Genomic DNA, 26,628 nt, shown 5'->3' on the forward strand with positions numbered 1-26,628 from the left:
TCCAGCGCCGATGTTGGCGCCGGCGCCGATTTGGGCATCGCCCAGATATGACAGATGGTTGGCCTTGGCGCCCGGGCCGAACACGGCCTTCTTGGTTTCGACGAAATTGCCGATCTTGGCCCGCGCATGCAGCACGGTGCCTAACCGCAACCGCGCAAACGGGCCGACCTCGCATCCTTCGCCGATATCGGCACCTTCGACATGGCTGTGCGCGCGGATGACCGAGCCGCTGGCGATTCGCACGCCGGAGCCGAACACGACGAAAGGCTCGACGGTGACATCATTTTCGATAACCGTGTCGGCGGCGAAACGGACTGTGGCCGGATCGATGAGCGTCACGCCGGCTGCCATCATTTCGCTGCGTTTGCGGGCCTGGAACAAGCCTTCGAGCAGGGCCAGTTCGCCGCGGCTGTTGGCGCCGGCCACTTCATCGGCGATGGTTTCGATGACGCGGGCGCGGCCGCCATCGGCCAGAACCAGCGTCACGACATCGGGCAGATAATATTCGCCGGCGGCATTGTTGTTGGTGATGCGGGCCAACAGCGCGAACAGTTCGTGCGCGCGCACCGCCATCAAGCCGGAATTGCACAGGTTTTCGGCGCGTTCGGCAGGGCTGGCGTCCTTGAATTCGACCATTTTGCGTATCGAATCGCCGTCCGCGATGATGCGCCCATAGGCGGCAGCATCCGCCGGGCGGAACCCCAGCACGGCAACGCCGACATCATCATTCAACGCCGCCAGCAGCCGCGCCATGGTCGCCGCTGTCACAAGCGGCGCATCGCCGTACAGGATCAGTACCTTGCCATCAAAATCACCAAGTGCCGGCTCGGCCTGCGCGACGGCATGGCCGGTGCCAAGCTGCGGCGACTGCACTGCAATATTGGCCCCGCGCGGCACCGCCACGGATTCGACCTGTTCGCGGCCCGCGCCGACCACCACGACCGTCCGTGCCGGCGCCAGTTCCGACAGGCTGTCCATCAGATGCAGCAGCATCGGTTTGCCGGCGATGGGGTGCAGCACCTTGTGCAGCCTGGACTTCATACGCGTGCCCTGGCCAGCAGCCAGGATGATGGCGGCGATCGGTGCGGTTTCGGGCGTCATGGTCACCTCATGCGCCCTGCCATAACCCCCGCCAATTGAAAAGCGCGGGCGGCTGCATTGTTTTTGAAACACAAGCGGCGCATCTGGAAGTGGTGAGCATTTACCCCGGCACCATCGTTTTCGACCTTGACGGCACCCTCGTCGATACGGCGCCCGATCTGACGGCGGCGCTCAACCATGCCCTTGGGCTGATGGGCCGCGCAGCGGTGCCGCCCGAGAGCGTGCGCCATATGGTCGGGCACGGTGCCCGCCGGCTCCTGGAAAAGGGCCTTGCAGCCACGGGCGTCATGACGTCCGCTTTGGTCGAAGAAGGCGTGCCGCATTTTCTTGCACACTACAGCGCCAATATCGCGGTGGGATCGCGGCCCTATGACGGGGTGGAGCGCGCGCTTGATGCGCTGGCGGCCGCCGACTGCCGGCTGGCGATTTGCACCAACAAGCCGGTTGCGCTCAGCCGGTCGCTCATTGCCGCGCTGGGATGGGAGGGGCGATTTGCAGCGAATATCGGCTTTGATTCGGTGCCGGCGCCCAAACCTGACCCTGGCCATGTCCATGCCGCCATTGCCGCTGCCGGGGGTGATTCCGGCGATGCCGCCTTTGTCGGCGATTCGATAACGGATACGACGGCGGCACGCGCGGCGGGCGTGCCGGTCATCGCCGTCAGCTTCGGTTTTTCCGACCGGCCGGTCGCGGATCTGGGCGCCGATGCCGTCATCGATCACTATGACGCGCTGCTTGGCGTTTTGGCGCGGCTGTCCGGGCGAGACCCAGCGCGATGACCACGGTTCTTGCCTCCGAAATTGCCGTCCTGCTGCTGGCGGCGCTGCTGTTCGGCATTGTCATTGGCCGGCTGACACGGCCTGATGACCCGCCGGCTTTGAAGCTGGCCGACCCGCCTGCACCCGCACCCGCGCCGGCGAACCTTGTCAGCATAGACGCGCTCAACGATCCAGCCATCATCGCCCAAGGCTCGGTCGTGCGTGCCGCCAATGCAGCGGCGCGGCAATTGTTCGGCGAACGCTTCGAAGGCCGCGATCTGACGCTGACGGTGCGCCATCCCATTCTTCTCGATGCACTGGATGAAGCGCGGCGCACCGGCTTTGCTGCGCCGCGCGAAATCACCGGGCTGGGCAGCGGCGCCAGCAACAGCGTCTGGCGCGTGCAGATGGCGGCGGCGGGCGACAACCTGACGCTGATCCTGTTCGACGATATTACCCAGACACGGCTGACCGAGCGGATGCGTGTCGATTTCGTTGCCAATGCGAGCCACGAACTGCGCACGCCGTTGGCAACGTTGTCGGGCTTCATCGAAACGCTGCAAGGCCCGGCAGCCGAGGATGAGCCGGCGCGGGCGCGTTTCCTGGGAATCATGGCGCTCGAGGCCGAACGCATGAGCCGCTTGATCGACGACCTGCTGTCGCTTTCCCGGATCGAGATCGACAAATATGTAAGGCCCGTTTCTACGATCAGCCTGTCGGGAATCTTTGGTGAGGTCGGCAGCGCACTGCATGTCAGGCTGGCGGCCGATGACCGCAAGTTGATCGTCGAGGAGGCGCCTGACCTGCCCGATGTCATCGCGGACCGTGACCAGATCCTGCAAGTGCTGCACAATCTTGTCTCCAACGCCCTGAAATATGGACAGTCCGGATCACCCATCCATGTCGCGATCCACCCCGAGCCGGCACCGCCTGGCCAGCCGCAGCTGGTACGGATCAGTGTCAGCGATCAAGGCGAAGGCATCCCGGCCGAGCATCTGCCGCGCCTGACCGAGCGATTTTACCGAGTCGATTCGCAGCGCAGTCGCACGATGGGTGGTACAGGGCTGGGTCTTGCCATCGTCAAGCATATCGTCGAGCGGCACCGTGGCAGGCTGGAAATCGAAAGCCGGCAGGGCGTTGGCACCAAGGTCAGCTTCACACTGCCGCAGGCGCCGCGACAAAACCCGATTCGCGCTCCGAACATCGTCATATAACGGCAACATAACCGTCATAATCCCCACATCGCAATGTCATATCAGGGCGCTGCGGGGGCGCTTGAAGGGCGCCGGGTTTTCGGGTTTCGCGCCCAGACATTGTTTCAGGGGCCATCGTTGCACAAGAGACGACCAGTGGCGGCAGCGATGATGCTAGGGCTCTTCGGCCTGACAACGGCTTGCGGCGGCGATGGTCGCAGTCAGATCCGAATCGTCGGCTCGTCCACGGTCTATCCTTTCACGACTGCCGTTGCCGAACAGTTCAAGCGCGCGTGGCCGGAATATCCGGCCCCCATCGTCGAATCGACCGGCACTGGCGGCGGCATCAAGCTGATGTGCTCGGGCGTGGGCCAACAATATCCCGATGGCGCCAATGCATCGCGGCGGATCAAGCCCAGCGAAATCAAGGACTGCGCCGCACACGGCGTCCAGGGCGTCATCGAATTGCAGGTCGGGGTGGATGGTCTTGTGGTGGCACAGGCGCGCAGCGGGCAGTTCCAGAACCTGTCCGAGCGTGACATTTATCTGGCGATGGCCGCCAATCCCTTTGGACGCGGCCCCAACACGGCCAGGCGCTGGCGCGACGTCAATCCGGCGTTGCCCGATATTCGTATCGAACTCATTGGTCCGCCGCCCACATCTGGCACGCGCGACAGCTTCAACGAATTGTACATGGCACGCGGCTGCGAGACCGAGCCGGCGATGAAGGCCCTGAAAAAGTCCGACGAGCCGCGTTACAAGGCGATCTGCGAAAAGGTTCGAGAGGACGGCGCCTTTGTCGAGGGCGGCGAGAACGACAATCTCATCGTCCAGAAGATCAGTGCCAACCCCAATGCCCTTGGCGTGTTCGGCTACAGCTTCATGGAAGAAAACCTCGACCGGGTGAAGGATGTGCCGCTGAACGGCGTGCCGGCCACCTATGCCAATATCGCATCGGGTGTGTTTCCGGCCTCGCGGCCGCTATACCTCTACATTAAGTCGCAACATGTGCCTGCGGTGCGCGGCATGCGCGAGTTCCTGGGCGAATATGCCCGTGAATCGACCTGGGGCCGCACCGGCTATCTGGCCCGAAAGGGCCTGGTGGCATCGGCCGACGAAGTGCGTGCCCGCAATGCTGTCATCGCCCGCGACCTTGGCGTGCTTGATGAAAGCACCGTGAAATGACGTTGCCGGTCCTGCTCATGCTGGTGCTGGCGCTGGCGGCCATGGCGTTCCTGTTCGGTCGCGCCCGCGCCAATGCGATGGTTGCCGCTGCCGGCCCGGTCATTGGCGCTGTCCATTCGCGGCCAGTCTATCACGGTGCCTTTGTGGCGATGGTGGCGCTGGCCCCTGCGCTCCTCATACTCGCCGGTTTTGCCGCGCTAGGTGCAGGCTGGACCGAACAGCGCGTTATCGAAAGCATTGCGCCGGCCTCGCGCCCGGCCACCGCCGTTGACCGCGCCGCGCTGATGAATGAAGTGCGCGGGCTTGCCTCGGGCGCGATGGACACGTCGTTCAACCCGGCTGCGCCCGGATTGGTGCCGGTCTATGTGCAGAACCGCACGTCGCTTGGCCTGGCGGCAGGCGGCGCTTCGCTGGCGTTGCTGCTGATGGGCGGGTTGTTTGCCTATTCGCGGTTGCGGCCGGATTTTCGTGCTCGCAACCGGGTCGAGACACTGGTGCGCGTGACGCTCGTGCTGGCTTCGGCGGTGGCGATCATCACCACGTTCGGCATCGTGCTCTCGCTCATTTTCGAATCGGTGCGGTTCTTCAATCTCGTGTCGCCTACCGAGTTTCTGTTTGGCACCAAATGGTCGCCGCAAACAGCGATCCGGGCTGACCAGGTCGGCTCGTCGGGCGCCTTTGGTGCCGTGCCGCTGTTCTGGGGCACCATCTTCATCGGCGCAATCATTGCCATGATCGTTGCCATCCCGCTGGGACTGATGTCGGCGGTGTATCTCACGCAATATGCGCGGCCCGACGTGCGCCGCTGGCTCAAGCCTATGCTCGAACTGCTCGCCGGTGTTCCCACGGTCGTTTACGGCTTTTTCGCGGCGCTGACGGTGGCGCCGGCCGTCCGCGATTTTGCGGTGGCGCTGGGCATGGTCGATGCGTCGGCCGAAAGCGCACTCGCCGCCGGGCTGGTGATGGGCATCATGATCATTCCCTTCGTCTCGTCCATGGCGGACGACGCGTTGACCGCGGTGCCCGGCGCCATGCGTGACGGCAGCCTGGCGATGGGCGCGACTCGGTCGGAGACCGTCAAGCGCGTGCTGGTGCCGGCGGCCTTGCCCGGCATCGTCGGCGGCGTGCTGCTTGCCGTCAGCCGGGCCATCGGCGAGACCATGATTGTTGTCATGGCCGCCGGCCTCGCCGCCAATCTCACGGCCAACCCCTTCGCCAGTGTCACCACCGTCACCACCCAGATCGTTGCGTTGCTGACAGGCGACCAGGAGTTTGATTCGGCCAAGACCCTGTCGGCCTTTGCGCTGGGGCTGGTGCTGTTCGTCATCACGCTGGTGCTCAACATCTATGCGCTTGCCGTGGTGAAACGTTATCGCGAGGCCTATGAGTGATGGGCATGGCTCCACTTGCAACAGCGCGGCCGCCGACCGACTGGTCCTCGCCGGACATGCAGCGGCGCATCGCCGCCCGTTACCGTGCCGAGCGCAATTTTCGCTGGCTGGGCCTGGGCGCGCTGATGCTGGCGGCGACCTTCCTGGTATTCCTGTTGTTCACTATCGTTCGTGATGGCTGGAGCGGTTTCCAGAGCACCGAAGTGCGCGTCGAAGTCCGCTTTGATCCGACCATCATCGGGCTCGATCCGGCGGCCCTGCGCGGCGCCGATGGCCAGCGACTGATCCGGCGCGGCGATTTCGTCGCGCTGATGCAGCAGTCGGCAAGGCAACTTGGTCCGGCAAGCGACACCATAAGCGAAGCGGCCTGGGTGCGCCTGCGTCAGGCCGTGGAGGCCGACCCCGGTCTTGTCGGGCAGACGCGCACTTACTGGGTGCCGGTCAAGAGCAACATCGACCTGCTTGCCAAAGGCAAGTTCGATCTGGGTGCGCCTTCGGACAGCCGCGGCGTGTCCGACCGCGAAGTCGCCGACTGGAATTATCTGTCCGCCAAGGGCCTGGTCCGCACCGGTCTTAACACCGAATTCCTGTCGGGCGCGGATTCCACCGACCCGGAAATCGCCGGCATACTGGGGGCCGCGCTGGGCTCGCTGCTGACGCTTGTGGTCACTATCGGGATCGCCTTTCCCATCGGCGTGCTTTCGGCGATCTATCTTGAGGAGTTTGCGCCGCGCAACCGCTGGACCGACCTTGTCGAAGTGTCGATCAATAACCTTGCCGCGGTGCCGTCGATCATCTTCGGGTTGCTGGGCCTCGCCGTTTTCCTCAACTTCTTCAACATGCCGCGCTCGGCGCCAATCGTCGGCGGCCTGACGCTGGCGCTGATGACGCTGCCGGTCATCGTCATCGCTGCCCGCGTTGCCATCAAGGCGGTGCCGCCATCGATTCGTGATGCAGCGCTGGGCGTCGGTTCCTCGCCGATTCAGGTCGTGTTCCAGCATGTGCTGCCGTTGGCGCTGCCGGGCATTCTTACCGGCACGATCATCGGTATGGCGCGGGCGTTGGGCGAAACCGCGCCGCTGCTGCTGATCGGCATGCGGGCGTTCGTGACCGACATTCCGGCCGGTTTTGACCAGCCGGCCACGGTGCTGCCGGTGCAGGTGTTCCTGTGGTCGGACGATGTGCAGCGCGGCTTTGTCGAAAAAACGTCTGCTGCCATCATCGTGCTGCTTGTCGTGCTGCTCATGATGAACAGCCTGGCCATCTATCTTCGCAACAAGTTCGAGAGGCGCTGGTGAACGACAGCAAGGCCCAAATCGCATCCGTGGGACATAACAGTCCCATCAAGATGACGGCGCGCGATGTCAGCGTCTTCTATGGGGCCAAACAGGCCCTTAAGAACGTGTCCATTGATGTCAGCCAGGAAAATGTCACGGCCTTCATCGGCCCGTCGGGCTGCGGCAAGTCGACATTCCTGCGCTGCTTCAATCGCATGAACGACACCGTTGATGGCGCCCGTGTCGAAGGCGCCATCGCGCTGGACGGCAAGGACGTGTATTCCCCGCAGATGGACGTGGTGCAGCTGCGCGCCCGGGTCGGCATGGTGTTCCAGAAACCCAACCCGTTTCCAAAATCCATCTATGAAAATATTGCCTATGGCCCGTGCATCCATGGCCTGGCTCGCGCCAAGGCGGATTTCGACATCATCGTCGAAAACGCGCTGCGCCGCGCCGGACTTTGGGATGAGGTCAAGGACCGGCTCGGCGAAAGCGGCACGGCCATGTCGGGCGGGCAGCAGCAACGCCTGTGCATCGCCCGCGCCATTGCAGTGGACCCCGAGGTCATCCTCATGGACGAACCGTGCTCGGCGCTCGACCCTATCGCGACGGCCAAGATCGAGGAACTGATCGACGATCTGCGCGGCCGCTATGCCATCGTCATCGTCACCCACAACATGCAGCAGGCCGCGCGTGTCAGCCAGAAGACGGCATTTTTCCACCTTGGCAGCATGGTGGAATATGGTGACACTTCGACGATCTTCACCAATCCGCGCGAAACCCGCACCAAGGATTACATCACCGGCCGCTACGGCTGAGTGAGGAGCACATATGTCAGACCACGCCCTGCCCACTGCCCATACCGTCAAGTCGTTCGACGAAGATATTGCACAGCTGCGCGGCATCATCACGCGCATGGGCGGGCTGTGCGAATTGCAGATCACCGCTGCCGTCGAAGCGTTGACCCAGCGCAACGTTGACGCCGCACAGCAGGTCATCGCCGATGATGCCCGCATCGACGTGCTGGAGGCCGAAGCCGAGGCGCTGGCTGTGCGCATCATCGCGCTGCGCGCACCTTTGGCCGATGACCTTCGCGAGATTGTCGCCGCCCTGAAGATTGCCGGCGTCCTCGAACGGGTCGGTGACTATGCCAAGAACATCGCCAAGCGCGCATCGGCGCTTGCCCAGGTGCAGCCAATTGCGCCGGCAGTGATCGTGCCGGAAATGGCCCGCACCGTCGCCGAAATGATCCGCGATGCGCTTGATGCCTTTGTCGACCGTGATCCCGAACTGGCGCTGGCGGTGTGCGAGCGTGACCATCATGTCGATGAATTCTACAACAGCCTGTTCCGGTCCCTGCTGACGTTCATGATGGAAAATCCGCATCACATCACGCCTTCGACGCACTTGCTGTTTGTCGCCAAGAACCTCGAGCGGATGGGCGACCATGCCACATCGGTGGCCGAGATGGTGTATTTTGCCGTGACTGGCCAGCGCATCACCGACCGCACCAAGACCGACAACACATCCTCCATTGCCGATCCGTCGTGATCCAGCCCAAAAGGGAGTCCCAAGCCATGCGCGCCAAGATCCTGCTTGTCGAAGACGATGCCAGCCTGGTCGAACTCGTGACCTATAATCTCGAAAAGGAAGGCTTTGATGTCGTCCGCACCGGCGACGGCGAGGAAGCGCTGACGTTGGCCGAGGAAGAGAAACCAGATCTCGTGATCCTCGATTGGATGATCGCCAACCTGTCGGGCATCGAGGTTTGCCGCCGCCTGCGCCGCGCGCCGGCCACCGCCAACCTGCCGATCGTCATGCTGACGGCACGCGGCGACGAGGCCGACCGCATTCGCGGGCTGGAAACCGGCGCCGATGATTACATGACCAAGCCGTTCAGCCCCCGCGAACTCATCGCCCGTATCCGCGCCGTGCTGCGCCGTCTGCGTCCCGCATTGTCAGGCGGCGCGCTTGACTATGCCGGCATTTCAATGGACACCACGGCGCACCGTGTGACACGCGATGGCCATACCATCCAGCTGGGGCCGACGGAGTTTCGCCTGTTGCGCCATTTCCTCGAACATCCCGGCCGCGTGTTCAGCCGCGAACAACTGCTCGATGCCGTCTGGGGCCGCGATGTCTATGTCGAACAGCGCACGGTCGATGTGCATATTCGCCGCTTGCGCAAGGCCGTGAACAGCACATCGGGCCGAGAAGAGCTGCCCGACCTTATTCGTACCGTGCGTTCTGCGGGTTATGCACTTGATTCGGTGTCGGTTTCGCAGGCTGCCTAGTGCCTGCGTCACTGCACGACAAGCAAACCGGCTTCCCTGCCGGCGGCCTGTCGGCTAAATGTCCGCCCGCATCCACATCAGGGCTGATTCACACATGACCATTTCTTTTGCCAATCGCGTTGCCATTGTCACCGGTGCTGGCGGCGGCCTCGGCCGGGCCTATGCGCTGGAACTGGCACGGCGCGGGGCCAAGGTGGTGGTCAACGATTTGGGCGGCGCCCGCGACGGCTCCGGCTCGTCTTTGTCGGCGGCGCAGGCGGTGGTCGATGAAATCACCGCTGCCGGCGGCGAAGCGATGGCCAACAGCGCCAGCGTCACCGATGCGCCGGCGATCGAGCGCATGGTCGCCAACGTCAAGGAACGCTGGGGCCGCATCGATATTCTCATCAACAACGCCGGCATCCTGCGCGACAAGACGTTCGTCAAGATGAGCCTGGATGATTTCCGCCAGGTGCTCGACGTGCATCTGATCGGCAGCGTCATCTGCACCAAGGCGGTGTGGGAAATCATGCGCGAACAGGCCTATGGCCGCATCCTGATGACGACTTCATCGACCGGACTGTATGGCAATTTCGGTCAGGCCAATTATGGCGCCGCCAAGCTGGGCCTGGTCGGCCTGATGAAGACGCTGAGCCTCGAAGGCGCCAAATACAACGTCAAGTGCAACACCGTGGCGCCGCTGGCCGCCACCCGCATGACCGAAGACCTCATGCCGCCTGAGCTTCTGGCCCGGATGGGTCCGGAAACCGTGGTGCCGGCGGCAGTCTATCTGGTCAGCGAGGACGCGCCGAGCAACGCCGTCATCAACGCCGGCGGCGGCGGTTTTGAACGCAGCTATGTCACGCTCACGCGCGGCATCCATGTCGGCGCCGATGACATGACCGCCGAAACCGTGGCCGCTCGCTTTGAGGAAATCAGCGATCGTACCGGCGAACTCGTGCCCGACACCGGCGCGGCGCAGGGCGCGATGGCGCTGGGCGGCCGGTAAAACCCGTGCTTGCTGGGCCGGGCTAAGCCTCGACCAGCTTGACCAGCCGGCGTTCCAGTACTGCCAGTACGCCGGCCAGTTCATGCCCGCGCTTCAGGATTGCGCCGCCTTCGCCGAGCAGCAGCCATTCGCCCTGACGCAGGCGCAGCGCAGGGTCCTTGATGATCTGCACTTCGGGATGTTCGGCGGCGCGGCGAAAGGCCGAGAAACACGCCTGTCTTGCCCCGAAGGCCAGAGCATAGTCACGCCAGGTGCCTGCCGCGACCATGCGGCCATAGATCGACATGATGCGATCGAGTTCCTGCCGGGTAAAGGTGACCTGTGCGGGAGGGCTCGCCGGCAACGGAGTGACATTGTTCATCAAGCGAAAGTCTGTACGCCGCCGCGCCCAGGGTCAACCGGCCTTTCGGCGCTCTTCCTCGGTCAACGCGTCCAGACGGCTTTTCAGCGTCTCGATCTCGCAGCGCAGCAGTTCCAGCTTTTGCGTCTCGGGGTCGAATTTTTGGGCACACGGCGTACCATAGGGCATGAAGGCCTTGGCGTATTCGCCGGCATCCACCGGCACCGGCCTTGCCGGAATTCCGACCATGGTGGCCCCTTCGGCAACATCGCGGGTGACTACGGCATTTGCACCGATACGCGCCCGTGTACCGACCGTGATCGGCCCCAGCACCTGCGCGCCCGAGCCGACGATGACGCCGTCGGCCAGCGTCGGATGGCGCTTGCCGGCAATGCCGCCGGCCGGGTCGGTGCCGCCCAGCGTCACGCACTGATAAATGGTCACGTCATCGCCGATCTGCGCCGTTTCGCCGATGACGACAAATCCATGATCGATGAAAAAATTGCGGCCGATGCGGGCGCCGGGATGGATGTCGATAGCCGTCAGAAAGCGCGACAGATGGTTGACGATACGCGCCAGCAGAAAGAGCTCGGCCCGGAACAGGCCGTGCGCCAGCCGGTGCATGCCAAGCGCCAGCACGCCGGGATAGGTCAAGACTTCCCAGCGCGACCTCGGCGCCGGATCGCGGGATTTCACCGAATCAAGATAGGCAATCAGGCCCATGACACTCGCTCCAGTCGGCAGGTGGTATGCCGACATTTGAGCGTAGCTTAACTGATTGTGCACCCCATGGCCAGCTTGGCCCGCGCTTTTGTACAGGCGCGGGGGCGCGGACCGTGCGGCCCGCGCCAAACGCTTAGATGGCCTGCAACGTGCGGGCCACGGCATGGACCACGGCGGCGATGCGCACCGCAGCCTGGATCTTGTCGGCACCGACACCGTGCTGGGCCAGCACCTTGTCATGCGAATCAACGCACATGCCGCAGCCATTGACGGCCGACACAGCCAGGCTGAAAAGCTCGAAATCCGCCTTTTCGATACCGGGCGAGCCAATGACGTTCATGCGCAGCTTGGCCGGCATCGTCTTGTAGTCGGGCCGCGACGCCATGTAGGTGAAGCGATAATAGATGTTGTTCATCGCCATGATGCTGGCGGCAGCCTTGGCGGCGTTCATGGCTTCGGGCGTCAGCTTGGTCGCGGCTTCGGCCTCGGCGGCGTCGATGAGCGGCTTGAAGGCGCAGGCATGGGCAACGGCAACGATCGTGCCCCATTTCTGCTGGTCGCTCAGCAATTGCTCGGTCAACAGGCTGGAAACATTCAGGCGCAGGTCCTTGGCATAATCGGGCAAGGTCTTGGCGAGTTCGGAGAAGATCATGGGAGTGCCTTTCCCCGCGCGGGGGCGGCGCGGGAGGGTGAGAGCGGCGGGGCGGGAGACATGCATCCCCCACCCCGCGAGGCTTCGCGTCACCGCCCTCTCCCGAAGCGGGAGAGGGCTGCGCATCATGCTGCGGGCTTGAGGACGTCCTGGCCTTCGGTCCAGTTGCAGGGGCACAGCTCGTCCGTCTGCAGGGCGTCAAGCACGCGCAGCGTTTCGGCCGGGTTGCGGCCGACGTTCAGGCCATTGACCGTGATGTGCTGGATGACATTTTCGGGGTCGATGATGAAAGTGGCGCGCAGCGCAACACCGGCACCGGCCACGACGATGCCCAGTGCATCGGCAAGCAGCTTGGAATTGTCGGCCAGCCAGGGGAAATTGCAGGCGGCCAGGCGCTCGTCCGACTGGCGCCAGGCAAAGTGCACGAAATCGGTGTCGGTCGATGCGCCGATCAACACGGCGTCGCGGTCGGCGAAATCACCAAGCAGGTCGCCATAGCCGATGATTTCGGTCGGGCAGACAAAGGTGAAATCCTTGGGCCAATAAAACAGGATCTTCCACTTGCCGGGATAGGCGGTGGTGATGTCCAGCGTTTCGCCGGCGGGCAGGGCGGCAACGCCCTGCTGCACGGGCAGGGTGAAGGAGGGGATGGTATCGCCAACGGTAAGGGCCATGGGATGTCCTTTCAGGGAATAATTCGGGTGTGCGGGCTTCGCGGATTGCTCAATGGCCCGCAGCGTTATAGAAATCCAATCGATTATCTGAGCATTATAAATCGAGTTTATCGATGACCTTCCTGCCGACGCTCAAGCAATTGCAGTATCTGACCGCGCTGCACATTCATGGCCATTTCGGCCGAGCCGCCGAAGCCTGTTTCGTGACCCAGTCCACGCTATCCGCTGGCCTGGCCGAGCTCGAATCGCTGCTGGGGGTGCGCCTGGTGGAGCGCAACCGCCGGGTCGTGCGCTTCTCGCCGATGGGCGAGCGCGTCGTGGCCAAGGCCTATGATGTGCTGCGCGAAGCCGGCGCGCTGGCGGCGCTGACCGTTGGTGCCGACCGGCCGCTGGCCGGGCCGCTCAGGCTGGGCGTCATCCCGACCATCGCGCCATATCTGTTGCCGCGCGTATTGCCGACGGTGCGTGCCAACTGGCCCGACCTCAAGCTGTACCTGCGCGAGGACATGAGCGGCCCCGCCTGCGAGGCGCTGAACCGGGGCACGCTCGATGCCGTTCTGCTGGCGCTGCCGTGGGACTGCGGCGCCATCACCGCCATGCCGCTGTTCGACGATCCGTTTTTCCTGGTGTTCCATCCCGGCGACCTCATCGATCCGCCGCCGGCAGTGGCGCCCGATTCCATCGACGCGCATCATCTGCTGCTGCTGGAGGATGGCCATTGTCTGAAGGACCAGGCGCTCAGCGTCTGCGGACGACCTGAACTGAGGGCGGATTCGCAGGCGCGCGGCACGTCGCTGGTGACTTTGGTGGAAATGGTCGCCGGCAGGCTTGGCCAGACGCTCGTGCCGGGCATGGCGCTGGATGCCGGCATCATAGCTGGCAGCGGCCTGATTGCACGGCCGCTGTCGGGCGGCGCCGCGCGCACCATCGCGCTGGTCTGGCGCCAGGGGTCGCTGCGCGACAGCGAATTCCGGCTGCTCGGCGAAACGATGAAGCGCGCCGAGGCGGACGCGGTGGACAGCGCGGCCAGCGCCGCTATTGTGCCGACCGGTTGATTGCCGGTTGAATTCTGGGGGGGCAGCAAGGCCCGCCAAAGCCCAAGGGGAAAACATGATGAAGGCCGTCTTGTGCGTGGAACATGGTCCGCCCGAAAGACTGGTGATCGGGGACGTCGCGCTGCCTGAACCGGGCAAGGGCCAGGTCCGGGTCAAGGTCCATGCCTCGGGCGTGAATTTCCCCGACACACTGATCATCCAGAACCTTTATCAGTTCAAACCCGCGCTGCCGTTCTCGCCGGGCGGTGAAGCTGCCGGTGTTATCGATGCCTTGGGCGAAGGCATCACCGATCTGGCCGTGGGCGACCGCGTCGTTGCCATGACCGGCCATGGCTGCATGGCCGAGCAGGTGATCGCGAACCGGGCGCAGGTCGTGCGGATGCCGGACGGCATGCCATTCGATGTCGCCGCCGGTTTCACCATGACCTATGGCACCAGCCACCACGCCCTGAAACAGCGTGCGGGCCTTCAACCCGGCGAGACGTTGCTGGTGCTGGGCGCGGCCGGCGGTGTCGGCCTGACGGCCGTGGAGCTTGGCAAGGCGATGGGCGCCCGTGTCATCGCGGCCGCCTCGACCGATGAAAAGCTTGAGCTGTGCCGCCAATATGGCGCCGACGACGTCATCAACTATGCCACTTCCGATCTTAAGGACAGCGTCAAGGCGCTGACCAAGGGCCGCGGCGTCGATGTCATCTATGATCCGGTCGGTGACCGATTTGCGGAACCGGCGTTCCGCAGCATTGCGTGGAATGGCCGCTATCTCGTCGTCGGCTTTGCCGCTGGCTCCATTCCGGCGCTGCCGCTGAACCTGCCGCTCATCAAGGGTGCCAGCATCGTCGGCGTGTTCTGGGGCGCCTTCACCCAGGCCGAGCCCAAACTGCATCAGGAGAATATGGCCGAGTTGCTGACCTGGTATGCAACAGGCCGGCTGAAGCCGCACGTCTCGCGGCATTTCACCCTGGAGGAAGGCCCGCAGGCCATTCGCTGGATGATGGACCGCAAGGCGCAGGGCAAGATCGTGCTGTCGGTCGCGGATTGACCTGTGGCGCTGCGCGAAACCTATCCGCTGTATCTGGCCGGCAAGGCGCATGCGCCAAACGCCGATCTTGTCGTCACTGACAAGTTCACTGGCGTAGCGGCGACGCGGGTGGCCATGGCCGATGCCGCCACCATAGATGCCGGCATTGCGGCGGCGGCGGCGGCGGCGCCGGCGATGGCGGCCATGGCCAGCTATGAACGCCAGGCAGTGCTGGCGCACTGTGTGACGCGCTTCACCGAGCGGGCGGATGAGCTGGCGCAGGCCTTGTGCATCGAGGCCGGCAAACCGATCCGCGATGCGCGCGGCGAGGTCACGCGGCTGATCGACACGTTTCGTATCGCGGCCGAAGAAAGCGTGCGGATGACGGGCGAAGTGCAACCGCTCGATATTTCGGCGCGGGCGCGCGGTTATCAGGGCATGTGGAAACGCGTCCCCATTGGCCCGTGCAGCTTCATCTCGCCGTTCAACTTTCCGCTCAACCTCGCCGCCCACAAGATTGCGCCGGCAATTGCCGTGGGCTGCCCGTTCGTGATGAAACCGGCCAGCCGCACGCCGCTGGGAGCCATCATCATTGGCGAAGTGCTGGCCGAAACCGCGCTGCCGTCCGGCGCTTTTTCGATCCTGCCGGCGCACCGCGAAGGCGCCGACCTGTTCACCACCGACCCGCGTCTCAAGCTGCTGTCGTTTACCGGCTCGCCCGATGTCGGCTGGGATCTAAAGGCCCGCGCCGGCAAGAAAAAGGTCGTGCTGGAACTGGGCGGCAATGCAGCGGTGGTCATCATGCCCGACGCCGATCTCGATGATGCCGCCGACCGCACCGTGTTCGGCGCCTTCTACCAGTCCGGCCAGTCCTGCATCGGGGTGCAGCGCATCCTTGTCCATGACGCGGTCTATGATGCGTTCGCCAAGAAATTGCTCAACCGGACACGCGCGTTGATTGCCGGCAACCCGGCGGACGAGGCGACTTTCATCGGCCCGATGATCGATGTGAAGGAAGCCGCGCGGCTAGATGGCTGGATACGCGAAGCGGTGGATGCCGGCGCCACATTGCTGTGTGGCGGCGGGCGCGACGGCGCCATGCTGGACGCGACGCTGCTCGAAAATGTGCCGCCGCATTGTCGGCTGAACACCGAGGAAGCCTTTGGGCCGGCGGCGTTCCTGATCCGGTTCAGCGATTTTGCGCAAGCGTTGCATATCGTCAACGACAGCAAATTCGGGCTTCAGGCCGGCATCTTCACTCGCGACCTGTTCCAGATGCTGAAGGCCTGGGATCATCTCGATGTCGGCGGCGTGGTCATCAATGACGTGCCCAGCTACCGTGTCGACAACATGCCCTATGGCGGCGTCAAGGACAGCGGGCTGGGCCGCGAGGGCGTGCGTTTTGCGATGGAGGACATGACCGAAATTCGCAATCTGGTCATTCGCCGCCGTCCGCAGGACATGTGACACTGCCCGCAGGACATGTGAAACAGCCCGCAGGGGAAGTGACGCTCGATCACCGCCCGCTGATCGTCACGGCGCTGGCGCAGGCATCGGTGCAAGGCCGGCTCGAAGCCTTGCGGCAGACGCATTTTCCCGCCGAACGCAACCAGGTGCCGGCACATGTCACGCTGTTCCACGCATTGCCGGGCAGTATGGCCGATGATGTGCTGCGCCGGCTCAAGGCCGTGTGCGGCCCGCTGCCGCCGCCCCGGGCCGAAATGCCCCACCTGCGGTTCATGGGCCGCGGCGTTGCCATGGCGGTGCACAGTCCCGAGCTCAGCGCCATTCGCGACGAGCTGGCGCATGGCTGGCACGGGCTGTTGACTCTGCAGGACGCGCAGGGCTGGCGGCCGCATGTCACCATCCAGAACAAGGTGACCGGTGCGCAGGCCAGGGCGACATTCGAGCGGCTGTCGGCGACATTCCAGCCCATCACGACTCAGTTTTGCGCCTTGGCGCTCTGGCGCTACTGTGGCGGGCCGTGGCAGCCCGTGGCCCGGGTCGGCTTTCGCGGCAGCTGAACCGGTCGCCGCATCGCGCGCATCACCCGGCTTCCCCCGCTCCCGGCTATCGGTTACAGGGATGGCCATGCAGTTTTCGCGCCCGCTTTTCGCCCCCCTTGCCGCAGTGTCGGTGCTCCTTGCGCTTGGCGCGTGCGCGTCCGGGAAAAAGGGCAAGAAGGACCAGAGCTATCTCGCACAGGATGTAGAGACGCTCTATTCGGCCGCGCGCACGACGCTGGACAAGCGCCAGTACAAGCTTGCGGCCGCCCAGTTCGACGAAGTGGAGCGCCAGCACCCCTATTCGGTATGGGCCCGCCGCGCCCAGCTGATGTCCAGCTATGCCTATTATGTTGCTGGCGAATATAACGAATCGATTTCCTCGTCGCAGCGGTTCCTGTCGCTGCATCCGGGCAGCCGCGAGGCGGCATATGCGTATTACATGGTTGCCGTCAGCTATTACGAGCAGATCAGCGGTGTGCAGAAGGACCAGAAGATCACCCAGCAGGCGCTTGACGCATTGGGTGAACTGATCCGCCGCTATCCCAACACCGACTATGCCAGCGATGCGCGGCTGAAGATCGATCTGGCGCGAGACCATCTCGCCGGCAAGGAAATGGAAGTCGGGCGGTTCTATCAGGGCCAAGGCTTGTATCTGGCGGCGATCATCCGTTTCCGCAACGAAATCGACCGTTATGATACGACCACCCACACGCCCGAGGCACTGCATCGGCTGGTCGAATGCTATCTGTCGCTCGGCGTGCCCGAAGAAGCCAGAAAGGCTGCCGCCGTGCTCAGCCGCAATTATCCCGAAAGCAAATGGTACGAACGGAGCTATCGCTTGATTGAGCGTTTTGTGCCCGAGGCAATGCCGGTGAAAACCGGCGCCTGAGACGGCAGCAACCCGGGCGCCTATCCGAGCACGGAATCCGCGACATAGGCATTGCTGCGCCGTTCCTGGCCAAAGCTGCTCATCGGGCCGTGCCCGGGCACGAATGCCGTATCATCGCCCAGCGGCCACAGCTTGCCAGTGATCGACGTCACCAGGTCCTGGAAATTCCCGCGCGGAAAATCCGTGCGGCCAATCGATCCCTGAAACAATACGTCGCCCACGATCGCCAGATTTGACGGCGCGTGGTGGAACACGACGTGCCCGGGCGTATGGCCGGGACAGTGATAGACATCGAACACCAGTTCACCCACAGTCACCTGATCGCCGTCGAACAGCCAGCGGTCGGGGGTAAAGGCCGTCGCGCCCGGCACGCCATATTGCGCACCTTGCGCCGGGTTCATGTCGATCCAGAATTTGTCATCGGGGTGCGGCCCTTCGATGGGCACGCCCAGATCCTGCGCCAGCACGCCTGTCAGGCCGCAATGGTCGATATGGCCATGGGTGACGAGCAGCTTTTCGATGGTAACGCCGTGCTGGGCTGCAACCGCCTTCAATCGCGGCAAGTCTCCGCCCGGATCGGTAAAGGCGCCGCGCATGGTCTTGGTGCACCAGATCAGGGTGCAATTCTGTTGCAGCGGCGTGACCGGGATAATGACGGCCTGGAGGGGAGGCTTGATGTTCATCGCGCCTGTCTGCCGACTTGACTTGCGCCTTGCAAGCCGTGTGGTGTGCGGCAGGGCGAGCCATTGGCAAATGCCGCAGGTCCGGTAAGGACATGACCGTGGAAGTTTCAGGCAGGATTGAATGGCGACAGGAATAGACAGGACGGGCAGCGGCGGCGCAGCCGGCAACGTCATGACGGCCCTGCTGGCAAGTTGGCGGCAAGACCTGCCGGCATCGATCGTGGTGGCACTGGTGGCTTTGCCATTGTGCCTCGGCGTGGCGCTGGCTTCGGGGGCGCCGCTTTTTTCGGGGCTGATATCCGGCATCATCGGCGGCATCGTCGTGGGCGCATTCAGCCGCTCGCCGCTGTCTGTATCCGGCCCGGCTGCGGGCCTGACCACTATCGTGCTGGCTGCGATTGCCAGCCTGCCCAGCTTCGAGGCATTTCTGCTCGCGGTGGTGCTGGCCGGCGTGCTCCAGGTCATCTTTTCCCTGACGCGCGGCGGTGTCATTGCCGAATTCGTGCCGGGCGCCGTCATTACCGGCATGCTGGCCGCCATCGGTCTCATTCTCATCCTCAAGCAGCTGCCGCATGCCATCGGATATGACGGTGATTACGAAGGGGATTTCAGCTTCTTCCAGCGTGACGGCAGCAACACATTCTCTACGCTGGCCGACATGCTGCGCACCGACTTTGTGTGGGGCGCGGCGCTGATCGCGCTTCTCAGCCTCGTTTTCCTGTTCTGGTGGGACAAGGCGCGTCCAAAGCAAGGCCCGCTGCGCCTGCTGCCCGGCCCGCTGGTTGTGGTGGCGTTCGGCATTGCGGCCAATCAGGGCTTTGCCATCTGGGCGCCTGGCCTTGCCATCGGCGCCAGCCATCTCGTGCAGGTGCCGGTGACAGCCTCGCTATCGGGCTTTTTCGGCCTGTTCCGCTTTCCGGATATCGCCATGATCACCAATGTCGCCGTCTGGCAGGCAGCGGCGACGCTGGCCATCGTCGCCAGCCTCGAATCGCTGCTCAGCGTCAAGGCGGTGGACGAGCTTGATCCCAAGCGGCGCATCACCGACAAGAATCGCGAATTGCTGGCCCAGGGCATCGGCAACATGACCTCAGGGCTGATCGGAGGCTTGCCGGTCACATCGGTCATCGTGCGCTCGTCGGCCAATGTCGAATCGGGTGCCAATTCTCGGCTGTCCACCATGTTGCACGGCGGATGGCTACTGGGATCAGTGGCGCTGATGCCATCGGTCCTGAACCTCATTCCCTTGTCGGCCCTGGCGGCCGTGCTGATTGCCACCGGTTACAAGCTGGCAAAGCCAGCGCTGTTCGTCAGTCGCTGGCGGCAAGGCATCACGCAATTCGTGCCCTTTGTGGTGACCGTGCTGGCCATTTTGTTCACCGATTTATTGATCGGCATTCTCATTGGTCTGGCGGTCGGCATGGTGTTCGTCATTTATCGCAGCACTGGCGGCATCATCACCTATGTCGAGCATGGCGATTCCGCGATGATCCGCGCCCGCCGCAACCTGTATTTCATGCACAAGCCGGCATTGCAGGAGGCGCTGGCCCGGGTGCCGTCGGGCTATGTCGCGCTGATCGACCTCTCGGCGACAAGCTATGTCGATCTCGATTGCATCGACATCATCAACAGCTTTGCCAAGGCGGCCCAGTTCCGCGACATCCGGGTGGTGGTAAAGGCCGATCACATGATGCGCGCGGCAGCCAAGATCAATGCGCCGCTGACCCGCGCCCGCGCCACCTGAAAGGCCAGACATGAAGGAAATCGATCAGCTGATGTTGGCCAACCGGGCCTGGGCCGCAGAAATGCTCGCGGAAAACCCCGATTATTTCAATCGCAACGTCGGCGCGCAAAAGCCGGTGTTTCTGTGGATCGGTTGTTCCGACAGCCGTGTGGCGCCCGATCAGATGACGCAGGCGGTGCCCGGCGGCCTATTCGTCCACCGCAACATCGCCAACCTGGTCTATCCCGACGACGGCAATTTGATGGCGGTTCTGCACTATGCCGTGCACGTGCTGGGTGTCGAGAATGTCGTCATCTGCGGCCATTATGGGTGTGGCGGCGTGCAGGCCGCTCTGGATGGCGGCGCAGACCAGCCGATCGAGGATTGGCTGGCCCATGCCCGGCAGGTGCTTGACGATCATCGGGACGAGATCGACGCCATGCCGACGCCTGAGGAAAAGGTGAACCGCCTCGTCGAGGTCAATGTCCGCGACCAGCTGTTGCATCTTGCCCAGACCGAGCCGGTTAAAAAGGCTTTTGAGGCGGACATGCCGCTGACGCTGCACGGCTGGGTCTATGATCTGCGCGATGGCCATATCAAGCCGCTGATGCGCGTCACCCGCGACACGGTGCTGGCCGAAGTGCCGCGCCCGGAGCGTGTACTCGTCTGAACGCAAAAGGGGCCACCCGTCTCCGGGCGGCCCCTTTGATGGACGACGGCTCGCTTATTTGGCGGCGATGACCGTCAACTCGACGAGGAACTGCGGCCCGGCCAGAGCGGCAACCTGCATTGTCGTGCGGCTTACTGTCGTGGGGTTTTCGGCCGTGCCGAAAAACTCGGCGAAGCCCGCGTTGAAGCCGGCAAAATCCATCTTCCCGGCCATGTTCGGCGCCGCGGTCAGATAGGCGTCCATACGCACGATGTCGGCCATCTTGTAGCCATTGGCTTCCAGTGCCGCCTTGATTTTCTTGAGCGTGCTGATGGTCTGTGTCTTGGTGTCACCATATTCGCTGGGCTGGCTGGCATCCACGGGGGAGGCGAGTTGACCGGACAAATAGAAAGTCTCAGCCTTTGCGGCCACCTTGGCGCCGACAAGGATGCGGCCGGGCGGCGTGCTCGTGATCTTCTGCACATTGGCTTTGGGCGCAGCCATGGCGGGCGCGGCGACGACGCATGACAGCGCGGCGCAAGCGAGCAGTGCGGACAATTTCATGATGACCTTCTCCAGATAAAGTACGGGCGGCAGGATTGTCCTGCCGCCCGTGATTTACAAGCCTGTTCTTGCTGCGCTCAGAACTTGGCCGAGGCGCGAACGTACCAGAAGCCGCCCATGTAACCGATCGGCGAAGCATCCGGCCAGCGCGAGCCGTTTGCAGCACCGCCAGTTGACGGGAAGATGTTGCGGGTTTCGCGTTCCGGATAGGCGTTGAAGATGTTTTCGCCGCCGATTGCCAGACGATAGGTTTCCTCCAGCGTGATGCCGACTTCGAGATCAACCGTGGCGCGGGCGCCAAAGCTGCGCACGTTGGGTGCCGGGTTGCTGGTGGTCGGGTCGAGCCATGCCGAGAAGGACCCGGAATAGTTCACACGCGCCGTGGCATCGAAAATGCCCTTGCTCCAGGAAGTGGCCAGGATGGCGCGCCAGCGCGGCACCTGATCCTCGATGTTGCCCTTGCGGACGTCATCGATCAACGCCAGCGTCCGCGTATCGCCGGGGCGGATGTCGGCCAGGCTGATGGTGCGGCGCTCGGTGACCCGAGTGCGGTTGTAGTTGACGGCAAGGCTGCTGTTGAACGTGCCGGCATCGCTTTCACCCTTGTGGGTGATGACGAGATCGACGCCCTGGGTCTTGGTGCGGAAACCATTGGTGAAATAGTTGACGCGGCCCAGATCCAGTGCAGTCGGCACGCCCAGCGCGAACAGTGCCTGCTGATCCGCCGCGGTAACGACGAACTGGCCGGTGATGCCGATACGGTCACGCACATTGATCGTGTAGGCATCGAGCGACACGTTGAAGCCGCCGCCCGGCGTCAGCACGATGCCGCCCGAGAAGCTGACCGATTTTTCGGGACGCAGCGCACCCGAGCCATAGTACAGGCCGACGGTGCTGTCCGGACGCGCGGTGGCAACCGACAATGGCACCGGGCTGCCACCCGGGAAGGCGGTCTGCACGTTGGACGTCAACTGCTGGCCCGGCGTCGGGGCGCGGAAGCCGGTGCTGCCGGCAGCGCGCAGGGCGATGATTTCGTTCAAGGCCCAGCGAGCGCTGATCTTGCCGTTGAAGGTGCTGCCGAAATCGGTGAACCGGTCATAGCGCGTGGCAACGCCGAGGGTGAAGGCCTGGGTGATGTCGGCTTCGAGATCGAGGTAAGCCGAAACGCTGTTGCGGCCGCCTTCGATGACCGAATCCGGACCGAAGCCCGGGAAGCCGTTCGAGCCGACCGGCTTGGTCGACAGGAAGGTGGTGCCGTCCGTGCGTTGCACGGTCTGGGCGGCGTATTGACCGGCAACCCAGGACTCGCGCTGGCCAAGGCCGACCGCATAGCTTTCACGGCGGAATTCGAGGCCGCCGGCGATGTTCAGCGGGCTGGCGAAGCCGACTTCGACCGGATAGCTGACATCCAGGTTGAGGTTGGTTTCACGCTGGGTCAGGGCGCCGAGATAGAAGCTCTGCGGTGACTGCGGGCCGAGCGACGGGTTCAGCGTCTCGCTCATGAAGTAGCGCACGCGGTTCATGCCCGAGCCGACCGACAGGTCATAGCGCAGGCCGCCTTCGGTTTCGTTGCGGTAGCCGACGACGCCGGCCACGTCTTCGTTCGTGGCTTCGAAGAAGGGCGTGAAGCCGTTGGGGAAAAACTGGCTCGCTTCGAAGGTGCGGCCGTTGGCATCCCAGTTGCCGTTCGGCAGGCGGTCCAGATACGTCGTGTTGATCGACTTGCCCTGCGTGGCCGTGCCGGGCTGTCCGGGGATCGGGGTTACGGTGACGCCAACCGGGCGGCGATAGTTGAAGTCGTTGCCCTGCTTCTGCCAGCCATAGTTGCCGAACAGATAGACTTCGCCCTTGTCGCCGACCGGGATCATCGAGTTGACGGCGCCGCGATAGGCACGGTTTTCAGGCTGACCAAGGCGGTTGACCGGGTTGCGGACCTGGAAGCCCAGTGCCTGCAAGGCAGCAGCCTCCGGGCGCTGCACGGCGCGGTCCCAGATGTTCTGGTCGATGAATTCACCGGTGACGTTGAAGAAGCCGCCATCACCCAGCTTGGTACCCCAATTGGCCCAGATCTGCGTGTCCTGGCCATCGCCCATGTACGTCTGGCCATACCGGCCCTGCATTTCAAAGCCGCTGTCGTTGGTTTTCAGGCCGATGTTGATGACGCCGGCAATGGCGTCGGAACCGTACTGGGCCGCAGCGCCGTCGCGCAGCACTTCGACGCGGCCGACTGCGCCAGCCGAGATCTGCGAAAGGTCGGGACCCTGGGCGCCGGCATTGAGCGCGCCGCCCGTGACCTGGACCAGCGCCGAGCGATGCATGCGCTTGCCGTTGATGAGCACCAGCACCTGGTCGGCGGGCAGGCCGCGCAACGAGGGCGGACGAATGAAGGCAGAACCATCACCGAGCAGGTTGCGCTGCTGGTTGAAGGACGGAACGAGGTTGCGCAGGATCGTCTGCAACTGCGGCGACGCCTGGACCTTGATGTCGCCGGCGCTGAACACGTCGACGGGCACAGCGCTTTCGGTGACCGTGCGGTCGGTACGGCGGGTGCCGGTGACGACGATCGTATCCTCAAGGCCGCCCGGACCTGCGCCTTCCTTGGCCGATGATGCTGCACGGTCGGCGGCGCGGTCGGTTGCGGTCTGTGCCAGAGCCAGATCGGCCATGCCGGCAAACGCCAGCACGGCAAGCGAGCCAGCCAGACGAAGGTTGGCACGTCGCGTCGAAAGTTCGGTAAATTGCATGATAGTCCCCCAAATTGCCTTGGTGAGCCGCCGCAGGTGCGGCGCAGACCTTGGTCCTTGCGCGGTGGCCCGGCAACGTGCCGGACCCGAAATAACACTGGATCTGATTCCCCTGTTCGATCGAACAGCACCCAGCCCTTTGTCTGGCACAGTTTCAACCCTGCCGCGCAACAATCCCCCATACGCACTTCGCGCAAACGCTGATTTTCACCCAACCTGTTGCAGGAATGTGACAGAAAATTGCTTGCGCATCGGTACGAAGCGCACCGGAATGCCGCCGAGATCAAGCACGACCGCAGCATCGGGACGGTATCCATGGGCTGCGTAGAAGGGCTGGCCGGGCAGCGTGGCCATCAATTCGGTAGCCAGAAAACCGGCCTTGGCAGCAGCCGATTCGCAGGCCAGCAGCAAGGCGGCGCCGACCCCTTGGCGGGCGGCGCCGGGCGCCACAAAGAACGCCCTGATCTTGGCCGGATGCAGCGCCGGGTCGAGCAGGCCGGACGCGCGGCCGGCATATCGGTCGCCGCCAAACAACGTAGTCCGCCGGCTCCAGCCGCCGCATCCGGCAATCTCGCCATCACGCGTCGCAACCAGATAGCTGCCGTCATCGACAAGCTCTGTGTCGACGCCAAAGACATGCTCGATGGCGGCCTCTGTTTCTGTGGCGGAATAGTAACCCTGTCCAAGCGCGCGTGCCGACGCCGCGATAAGCGGTTCAAGTGCCGGAACATCCGGCAGGCAGGCCGGCCGGATCCTCAACGCCATGCGCGGCGCCTGTGGGTTGGTGAGTGCGCATGGCCGTGTCCGCTGGGCTGCATTCCAGGTCGCTCCCCATTCCGCTGCCGGCTTTTCCGGTTCACCGTATCACCTTGGCTTTGTTCATGCCCCCGATTGAATGAGGCGTTTGCCCTATGGCGACTGCCCGAACGCGGCTGCCCTGCCCGGGGTGCTGCGAACGCGCGGCTCTCAAATGCCCCTCGCGCATCCGTCAGTTACGCAGTCCAGCCATTGCGGCAATGCTGATGCGCAAAGGAGCCTGACCCATGGACTTTTCCCTGCCGGCTGATCTGATCGCCTATCTGGCCGAGCTTGACGGCTTCATCGCCGCCGAGATCAAGCCGCTGGAGCAGGAAAACGACAATATCCGGTTCTTCGACCATCGCCGCGAATGGGCGCGTACCGATTTCGAAAACGGCGGCCTGCCGCGTCACGAATGGGAATTGCTGCTGCGCGAGGCCAGCATGCGCGCCGACAAGGCGGGGCACTGGCGGTTTTCGGCGCCGAAGAAATATGGCGGCAAGGACGGGTCCAACCTGTGGATGGCGGTCATCCGCGATCGGTTTGCCGCCATGGGGCTGGGGCTCCATAACGACTTGCAGAACGAACACAGCATCGTCGGCAATTTTCCCTTCGTCGCCATGTTCGAGCATTTCGGCACCCAGGCACAGCAGGAGGAATTCATCCTGGGCGGCTTTGCGCGGCAGCGCATCACGGCCTTTGGCTTGACCGAGCCTGACCATGGTTCCGACGCGACGCACATGGAAACCACTGCGGTGCCGGAAACCCGTGACGGGGTGGCGGGCTGGCTGATCAACGGCGAGAAAATGTGGACGACCGGCATGCATGTCGCGACCCACTGCGCCACATTTGCGCGCACCTCAGGGGACGCCGGTGCGGCGCGCGGGATTTCGTGTTTCCTGGTGCCGACGGACACGCCGGGGCTGAAGGTGGAGGAGTATCTGTGGACCTTCAACATGCCCACCGATCATCCGCGTGTCAGTTTCACCAACGTCTGGGTGCCGGACAGCACGCTGCTCGGCCCCGTCGATCGCGGGCTGTCGCTGGCGCAGAGCTTTGTGCACCAGAACCGCATCCGCCAGGCCGCCTCGTCGCTGGGCGCCGCGACGTTCTGTGTGGAGGAAAGCGTTAAATACGCAAGGCAACGCAAGCCGTTCGGGCAGGAGCTGGCCCGCAACCAGGCCATCCAGTTCCCGCTGGTGGAGCTTGCCACCCAGTGCGAGATGCTGCGCCTGCTGATTTACAAGACGGCGTGGGACATGGACCGGCTGCCGCACGAAGCCATTGAAAGCCAGCTTTCGGACAAGATTTCCATGTGCAATTACTGGGCCAACCGGCTGGTGTGCGAAGCCGCCGACCGCGCCATGCAGGTGCACGGCGGCATCGGATATTCCCGCCACAAACCGTTCGAGCATATCTTCCGCCACCACCGCCGCTATCGCATCACCGAAGGGTCGGAGGAGATCCAGATGCGCAAGGTGGGCGCCTATCTGTTCGGCTATCTGGGGCCAAGGCGGGGGATGTTCGGGTAAGCGGCTTGCGGCTGGTGCGCGCGCCGCTACCATCGGCGCATGGAAAAAGGCGGGCATGTCTATATTCTCGCCAGTCGCCGCCAGGGCACATTGTACATCGGCGTCACCGCCGATCTGATGCGCCGTGTTTCGGAACATCGGCTTGGTGAAACCCCTGGTTTTACACGCCGCTACGGCGCCAACCGCCTTGTCTGGCACGAAGCGCATGGCGAGATCACCAGCGCCATCGCCCGTGAAAAACAGCTGAAACACTGGAACCGGGCCTGGAAAATCCGGCTGATTGAAACAGCGAACCCGGAATGGCGCGACCTTGCAGTCAGCGATCTGGGTTTTCCGCCGCATGCCGCCCTGTCAGGTGATGGACCCCCGCCTTCGCGGGGGTGACGGGGAG

The 26,628-nt window shown here is 63.7% G+C and carries 27 protein-coding genes; 18 read left to right on the forward strand and 9 right to left on the reverse strand.

The features are described from left to right. The coding region (gene glmU / locus RMQ73_RS12790) for a bifunctional UDP-N-acetylglucosamine diphosphorylase/glucosamine-1-phosphate N-acetyltransferase GlmU (RefSeq protein ID WP_310498670.1) at positions 1-1,101 on the reverse strand (1,101 nt) is incomplete at its 3' end. A 92-nt stretch (positions 1,102-1,193) separates the two neighbouring features. On the opposite strand from glmU, the gene gph reads away from it, so the two are divergent. The 9 genes from gph to RMQ73_RS12835 all read left to right on the forward strand — a co-directional run bounded on the left by gph (position 1,194) and on the right by RMQ73_RS12835 (position 10,187). Beyond that, complete coding sequence (gene gph / locus RMQ73_RS12795) at positions 1,194-1,880, forward strand: phosphoglycolate phosphatase (protein WP_310498671.1); 687 nt, start codon at positions 1,194-1,196, stop codon at positions 1,878-1,880. Continuing rightward, complete coding sequence (locus RMQ73_RS12800) at positions 1,877-3,073, forward strand: ATP-binding protein (RefSeq protein WP_310498672.1); 1,197 nt, start codon at positions 1,877-1,879, stop codon at positions 3,071-3,073. Before gph ends, RMQ73_RS12800 begins: the two co-directional genes overlap by 4 nt. A 147-nt stretch (positions 3,074-3,220) precedes the next feature. Next, a complete protein-coding gene (locus tag RMQ73_RS12805) occupies positions 3,221-4,237 on the forward strand; it encodes a substrate-binding domain-containing protein (RefSeq protein WP_310498673.1) in 1,017 nt (338 codons plus the stop codon). After that, positions 4,234-5,628, forward strand: a complete 1,395-nt coding sequence (gene pstC / locus RMQ73_RS12810) for a phosphate ABC transporter permease subunit PstC (RefSeq protein ID WP_310498674.1) — start codon at positions 4,234-4,236, stop codon at positions 5,626-5,628. The genes RMQ73_RS12805 and pstC overlap by 4 nt, the downstream gene beginning before the upstream one ends. Next, positions 5,628-6,926, forward strand: a complete 1,299-nt coding sequence (pstA, locus tag RMQ73_RS12815; RefSeq protein WP_310498675.1) for a phosphate ABC transporter permease PstA — start codon at positions 5,628-5,630, stop codon at positions 6,924-6,926. The genes pstC and pstA overlap by 1 nt, the downstream gene beginning before the upstream one ends. 50 nt (positions 6,927-6,976) lie before the next feature. After that, entirely contained in the window at positions 6,977-7,723 is a 747-nt protein-coding gene (gene pstB, locus RMQ73_RS12820) for a phosphate ABC transporter ATP-binding protein PstB (protein WP_310498697.1), read from the forward strand. A gap of 13 nt (positions 7,724-7,736) precedes the next feature. Then, on the forward strand, positions 7,737-8,456 hold the full coding sequence (gene phoU, locus RMQ73_RS12825; protein ID WP_310498676.1) for a phosphate signaling complex protein PhoU: 720 nt from the start codon (positions 7,737-7,739) through the stop codon (positions 8,454-8,456). Between the two features lie 26 nt (positions 8,457-8,482). Then, positions 8,483-9,199: a phosphate regulon transcriptional regulator PhoB gene (gene phoB / locus RMQ73_RS12830; RefSeq protein WP_310498677.1), complete on the forward strand. Its 717-nt coding sequence runs from the start codon at positions 8,483-8,485 to the stop codon at positions 9,197-9,199. A 94-nt stretch (positions 9,200-9,293) separates the two neighbouring features. Continuing rightward, positions 9,294-10,187, forward strand: coding sequence for an SDR family oxidoreductase (locus RMQ73_RS12835; protein WP_310498678.1), 894 nt, complete (start codon positions 9,294-9,296; stop codon positions 10,185-10,187). A gap of 22 nt (positions 10,188-10,209) precedes the next feature. On the opposite strand, the gene RMQ73_RS12840 is transcribed toward RMQ73_RS12835, so the two are convergent. From RMQ73_RS12840 to RMQ73_RS12855, 4 genes are all read right to left on the reverse strand, one after another. Beyond that, positions 10,210-10,548 (reverse strand): DUF2794 domain-containing protein, encoded by a 339-nt coding sequence (locus RMQ73_RS12840; RefSeq protein WP_310498680.1) that lies wholly within the window; start codon positions 10,546-10,548, stop codon positions 10,210-10,212. Between the two features lie 33 nt (positions 10,549-10,581). Beyond that, complete coding sequence (epsC, locus tag RMQ73_RS12845; protein WP_409049872.1) at positions 10,582-11,286, reverse strand: serine O-acetyltransferase EpsC; 705 nt, start codon at positions 11,284-11,286, stop codon at positions 10,582-10,584. Between the two features lie 97 nt (positions 11,287-11,383). Next, positions 11,384-11,902 carry a carboxymuconolactone decarboxylase family protein gene (locus tag RMQ73_RS12850; RefSeq protein ID WP_310498681.1) on the reverse strand — a complete coding sequence of 173 codons (519 nt, stop codon included), beginning with the start codon at positions 11,900-11,902 and terminating at the stop codon, positions 11,384-11,386. A gap of 125 nt (positions 11,903-12,027) precedes the next feature. Further along, a complete protein-coding gene (locus tag RMQ73_RS12855) occupies positions 12,028-12,576 on the reverse strand; it encodes a peroxiredoxin (RefSeq protein ID WP_310498682.1) in 549 nt (182 codons plus the stop codon). Positions 12,577-12,689: 113 nt separating this feature from the next. Here RMQ73_RS12855 and RMQ73_RS12860 point away from each other — a divergent pair, with 113 nt between their 5' ends. The 5 genes from RMQ73_RS12860 to RMQ73_RS12880 all read left to right on the forward strand — a co-directional run bounded on the left by RMQ73_RS12860 (position 12,690) and on the right by RMQ73_RS12880 (position 17,544). Beyond that, complete coding sequence (locus RMQ73_RS12860; protein WP_310498683.1) at positions 12,690-13,631, forward strand: hydrogen peroxide-inducible genes activator; 942 nt, start codon at positions 12,690-12,692, stop codon at positions 13,629-13,631. Positions 13,632-13,689: 58 nt separating this feature from the next. Further along, positions 13,690-14,670 (forward strand): NADPH:quinone oxidoreductase family protein, encoded by a 981-nt coding sequence (locus RMQ73_RS12865; RefSeq protein WP_310498699.1) that lies wholly within the window; start codon positions 13,690-13,692, stop codon positions 14,668-14,670. Between the two features lie 3 nt (positions 14,671-14,673). Further along, positions 14,674-16,116 carry an aldehyde dehydrogenase family protein gene (locus tag RMQ73_RS12870; protein WP_310498684.1) on the forward strand — a complete coding sequence of 481 codons (1,443 nt, stop codon included), beginning with the start codon at positions 14,674-14,676 and terminating at the stop codon, positions 16,114-16,116. Between the two features lie 17 nt (positions 16,117-16,133). Further along, positions 16,134-16,673 carry a 2'-5' RNA ligase family protein gene (locus RMQ73_RS12875; RefSeq protein ID WP_310498685.1) on the forward strand — a complete coding sequence of 180 codons (540 nt, stop codon included), beginning with the start codon at positions 16,134-16,136 and terminating at the stop codon, positions 16,671-16,673. 61 nt (positions 16,674-16,734) lie between these two features. After that, a complete protein-coding gene (locus tag RMQ73_RS12880; protein WP_409049873.1) occupies positions 16,735-17,544 on the forward strand; it encodes an outer membrane protein assembly factor BamD in 810 nt (269 codons plus the stop codon). A gap of 20 nt (positions 17,545-17,564) precedes the next feature. Here the strand turns inward: RMQ73_RS12880 and RMQ73_RS12885 are convergent, their stop codons facing one another. Next, a complete protein-coding gene (locus tag RMQ73_RS12885) occupies positions 17,565-18,227 on the reverse strand; it encodes an MBL fold metallo-hydrolase (protein ID WP_310498688.1) in 663 nt (220 codons plus the stop codon). Between the two features lie 172 nt (positions 18,228-18,399). On the opposite strand from RMQ73_RS12885, the gene RMQ73_RS12890 reads away from it, so the two are divergent. Then, a complete protein-coding gene (locus RMQ73_RS12890) occupies positions 18,400-19,971 on the forward strand; it encodes a SulP family inorganic anion transporter (protein WP_409049874.1) in 1,572 nt (523 codons plus the stop codon). 10 nt (positions 19,972-19,981) lie between these two features. Continuing rightward, on the forward strand, positions 19,982-20,620 hold the full coding sequence (locus RMQ73_RS12895) for a carbonic anhydrase (RefSeq protein WP_310498690.1): 639 nt from the start codon (positions 19,982-19,984) through the stop codon (positions 20,618-20,620). Positions 20,621-20,674: 54 nt separating this feature from the next. On the opposite strand, the gene RMQ73_RS12900 is transcribed toward RMQ73_RS12895, so the two are convergent. From RMQ73_RS12900 to RMQ73_RS12910, 3 genes are all read right to left on the reverse strand, one after another. Continuing rightward, positions 20,675-21,163 carry a Rid family hydrolase gene (locus RMQ73_RS12900; protein WP_310498691.1) on the reverse strand — a complete coding sequence of 163 codons (489 nt, stop codon included), beginning with the start codon at positions 21,161-21,163 and terminating at the stop codon, positions 20,675-20,677. Between the two features lie 77 nt (positions 21,164-21,240). Then, positions 21,241-23,907 (reverse strand): TonB-dependent receptor domain-containing protein, encoded by a 2,667-nt coding sequence (locus tag RMQ73_RS12905; RefSeq protein ID WP_310498692.1) that lies wholly within the window; start codon positions 23,905-23,907, stop codon positions 21,241-21,243. Positions 23,908-24,114: 207 nt separating this feature from the next. Continuing rightward, positions 24,115-24,672: a GNAT family N-acetyltransferase gene (locus RMQ73_RS12910; RefSeq protein WP_310498693.1), complete on the reverse strand. Its 558-nt coding sequence runs from the start codon at positions 24,670-24,672 to the stop codon at positions 24,115-24,117. A 278-nt stretch (positions 24,673-24,950) separates the two neighbouring features. Between RMQ73_RS12910 and RMQ73_RS12915 the strand changes: the two genes are divergently transcribed. Together RMQ73_RS12915 and RMQ73_RS12920 are read left to right on the forward strand one after the other, a co-directional pair. Next, positions 24,951-26,237 carry an acyl-CoA dehydrogenase gene (locus RMQ73_RS12915; protein ID WP_310498694.1) on the forward strand — a complete coding sequence of 429 codons (1,287 nt, stop codon included), beginning with the start codon at positions 24,951-24,953 and terminating at the stop codon, positions 26,235-26,237. 39 nt (positions 26,238-26,276) lie between these two features. Then, the gene (locus RMQ73_RS12920) at positions 26,277-26,621 is read left to right on the forward strand and encodes a GIY-YIG nuclease family protein (RefSeq protein WP_310498695.1); all 345 of its coding nucleotides are present in this window, start codon (positions 26,277-26,279) and stop codon (positions 26,619-26,621) included. The last annotated feature ends 7 nt before the right edge of the window (positions 26,622-26,628 follow it).

This window comes from Sandarakinorhabdus sp., assembly GCF_031430775.1.
Taxonomy (GTDB): Bacteria; Pseudomonadota; Alphaproteobacteria; order Sphingomonadales; family Sphingomonadaceae; genus Sandarakinorhabdus.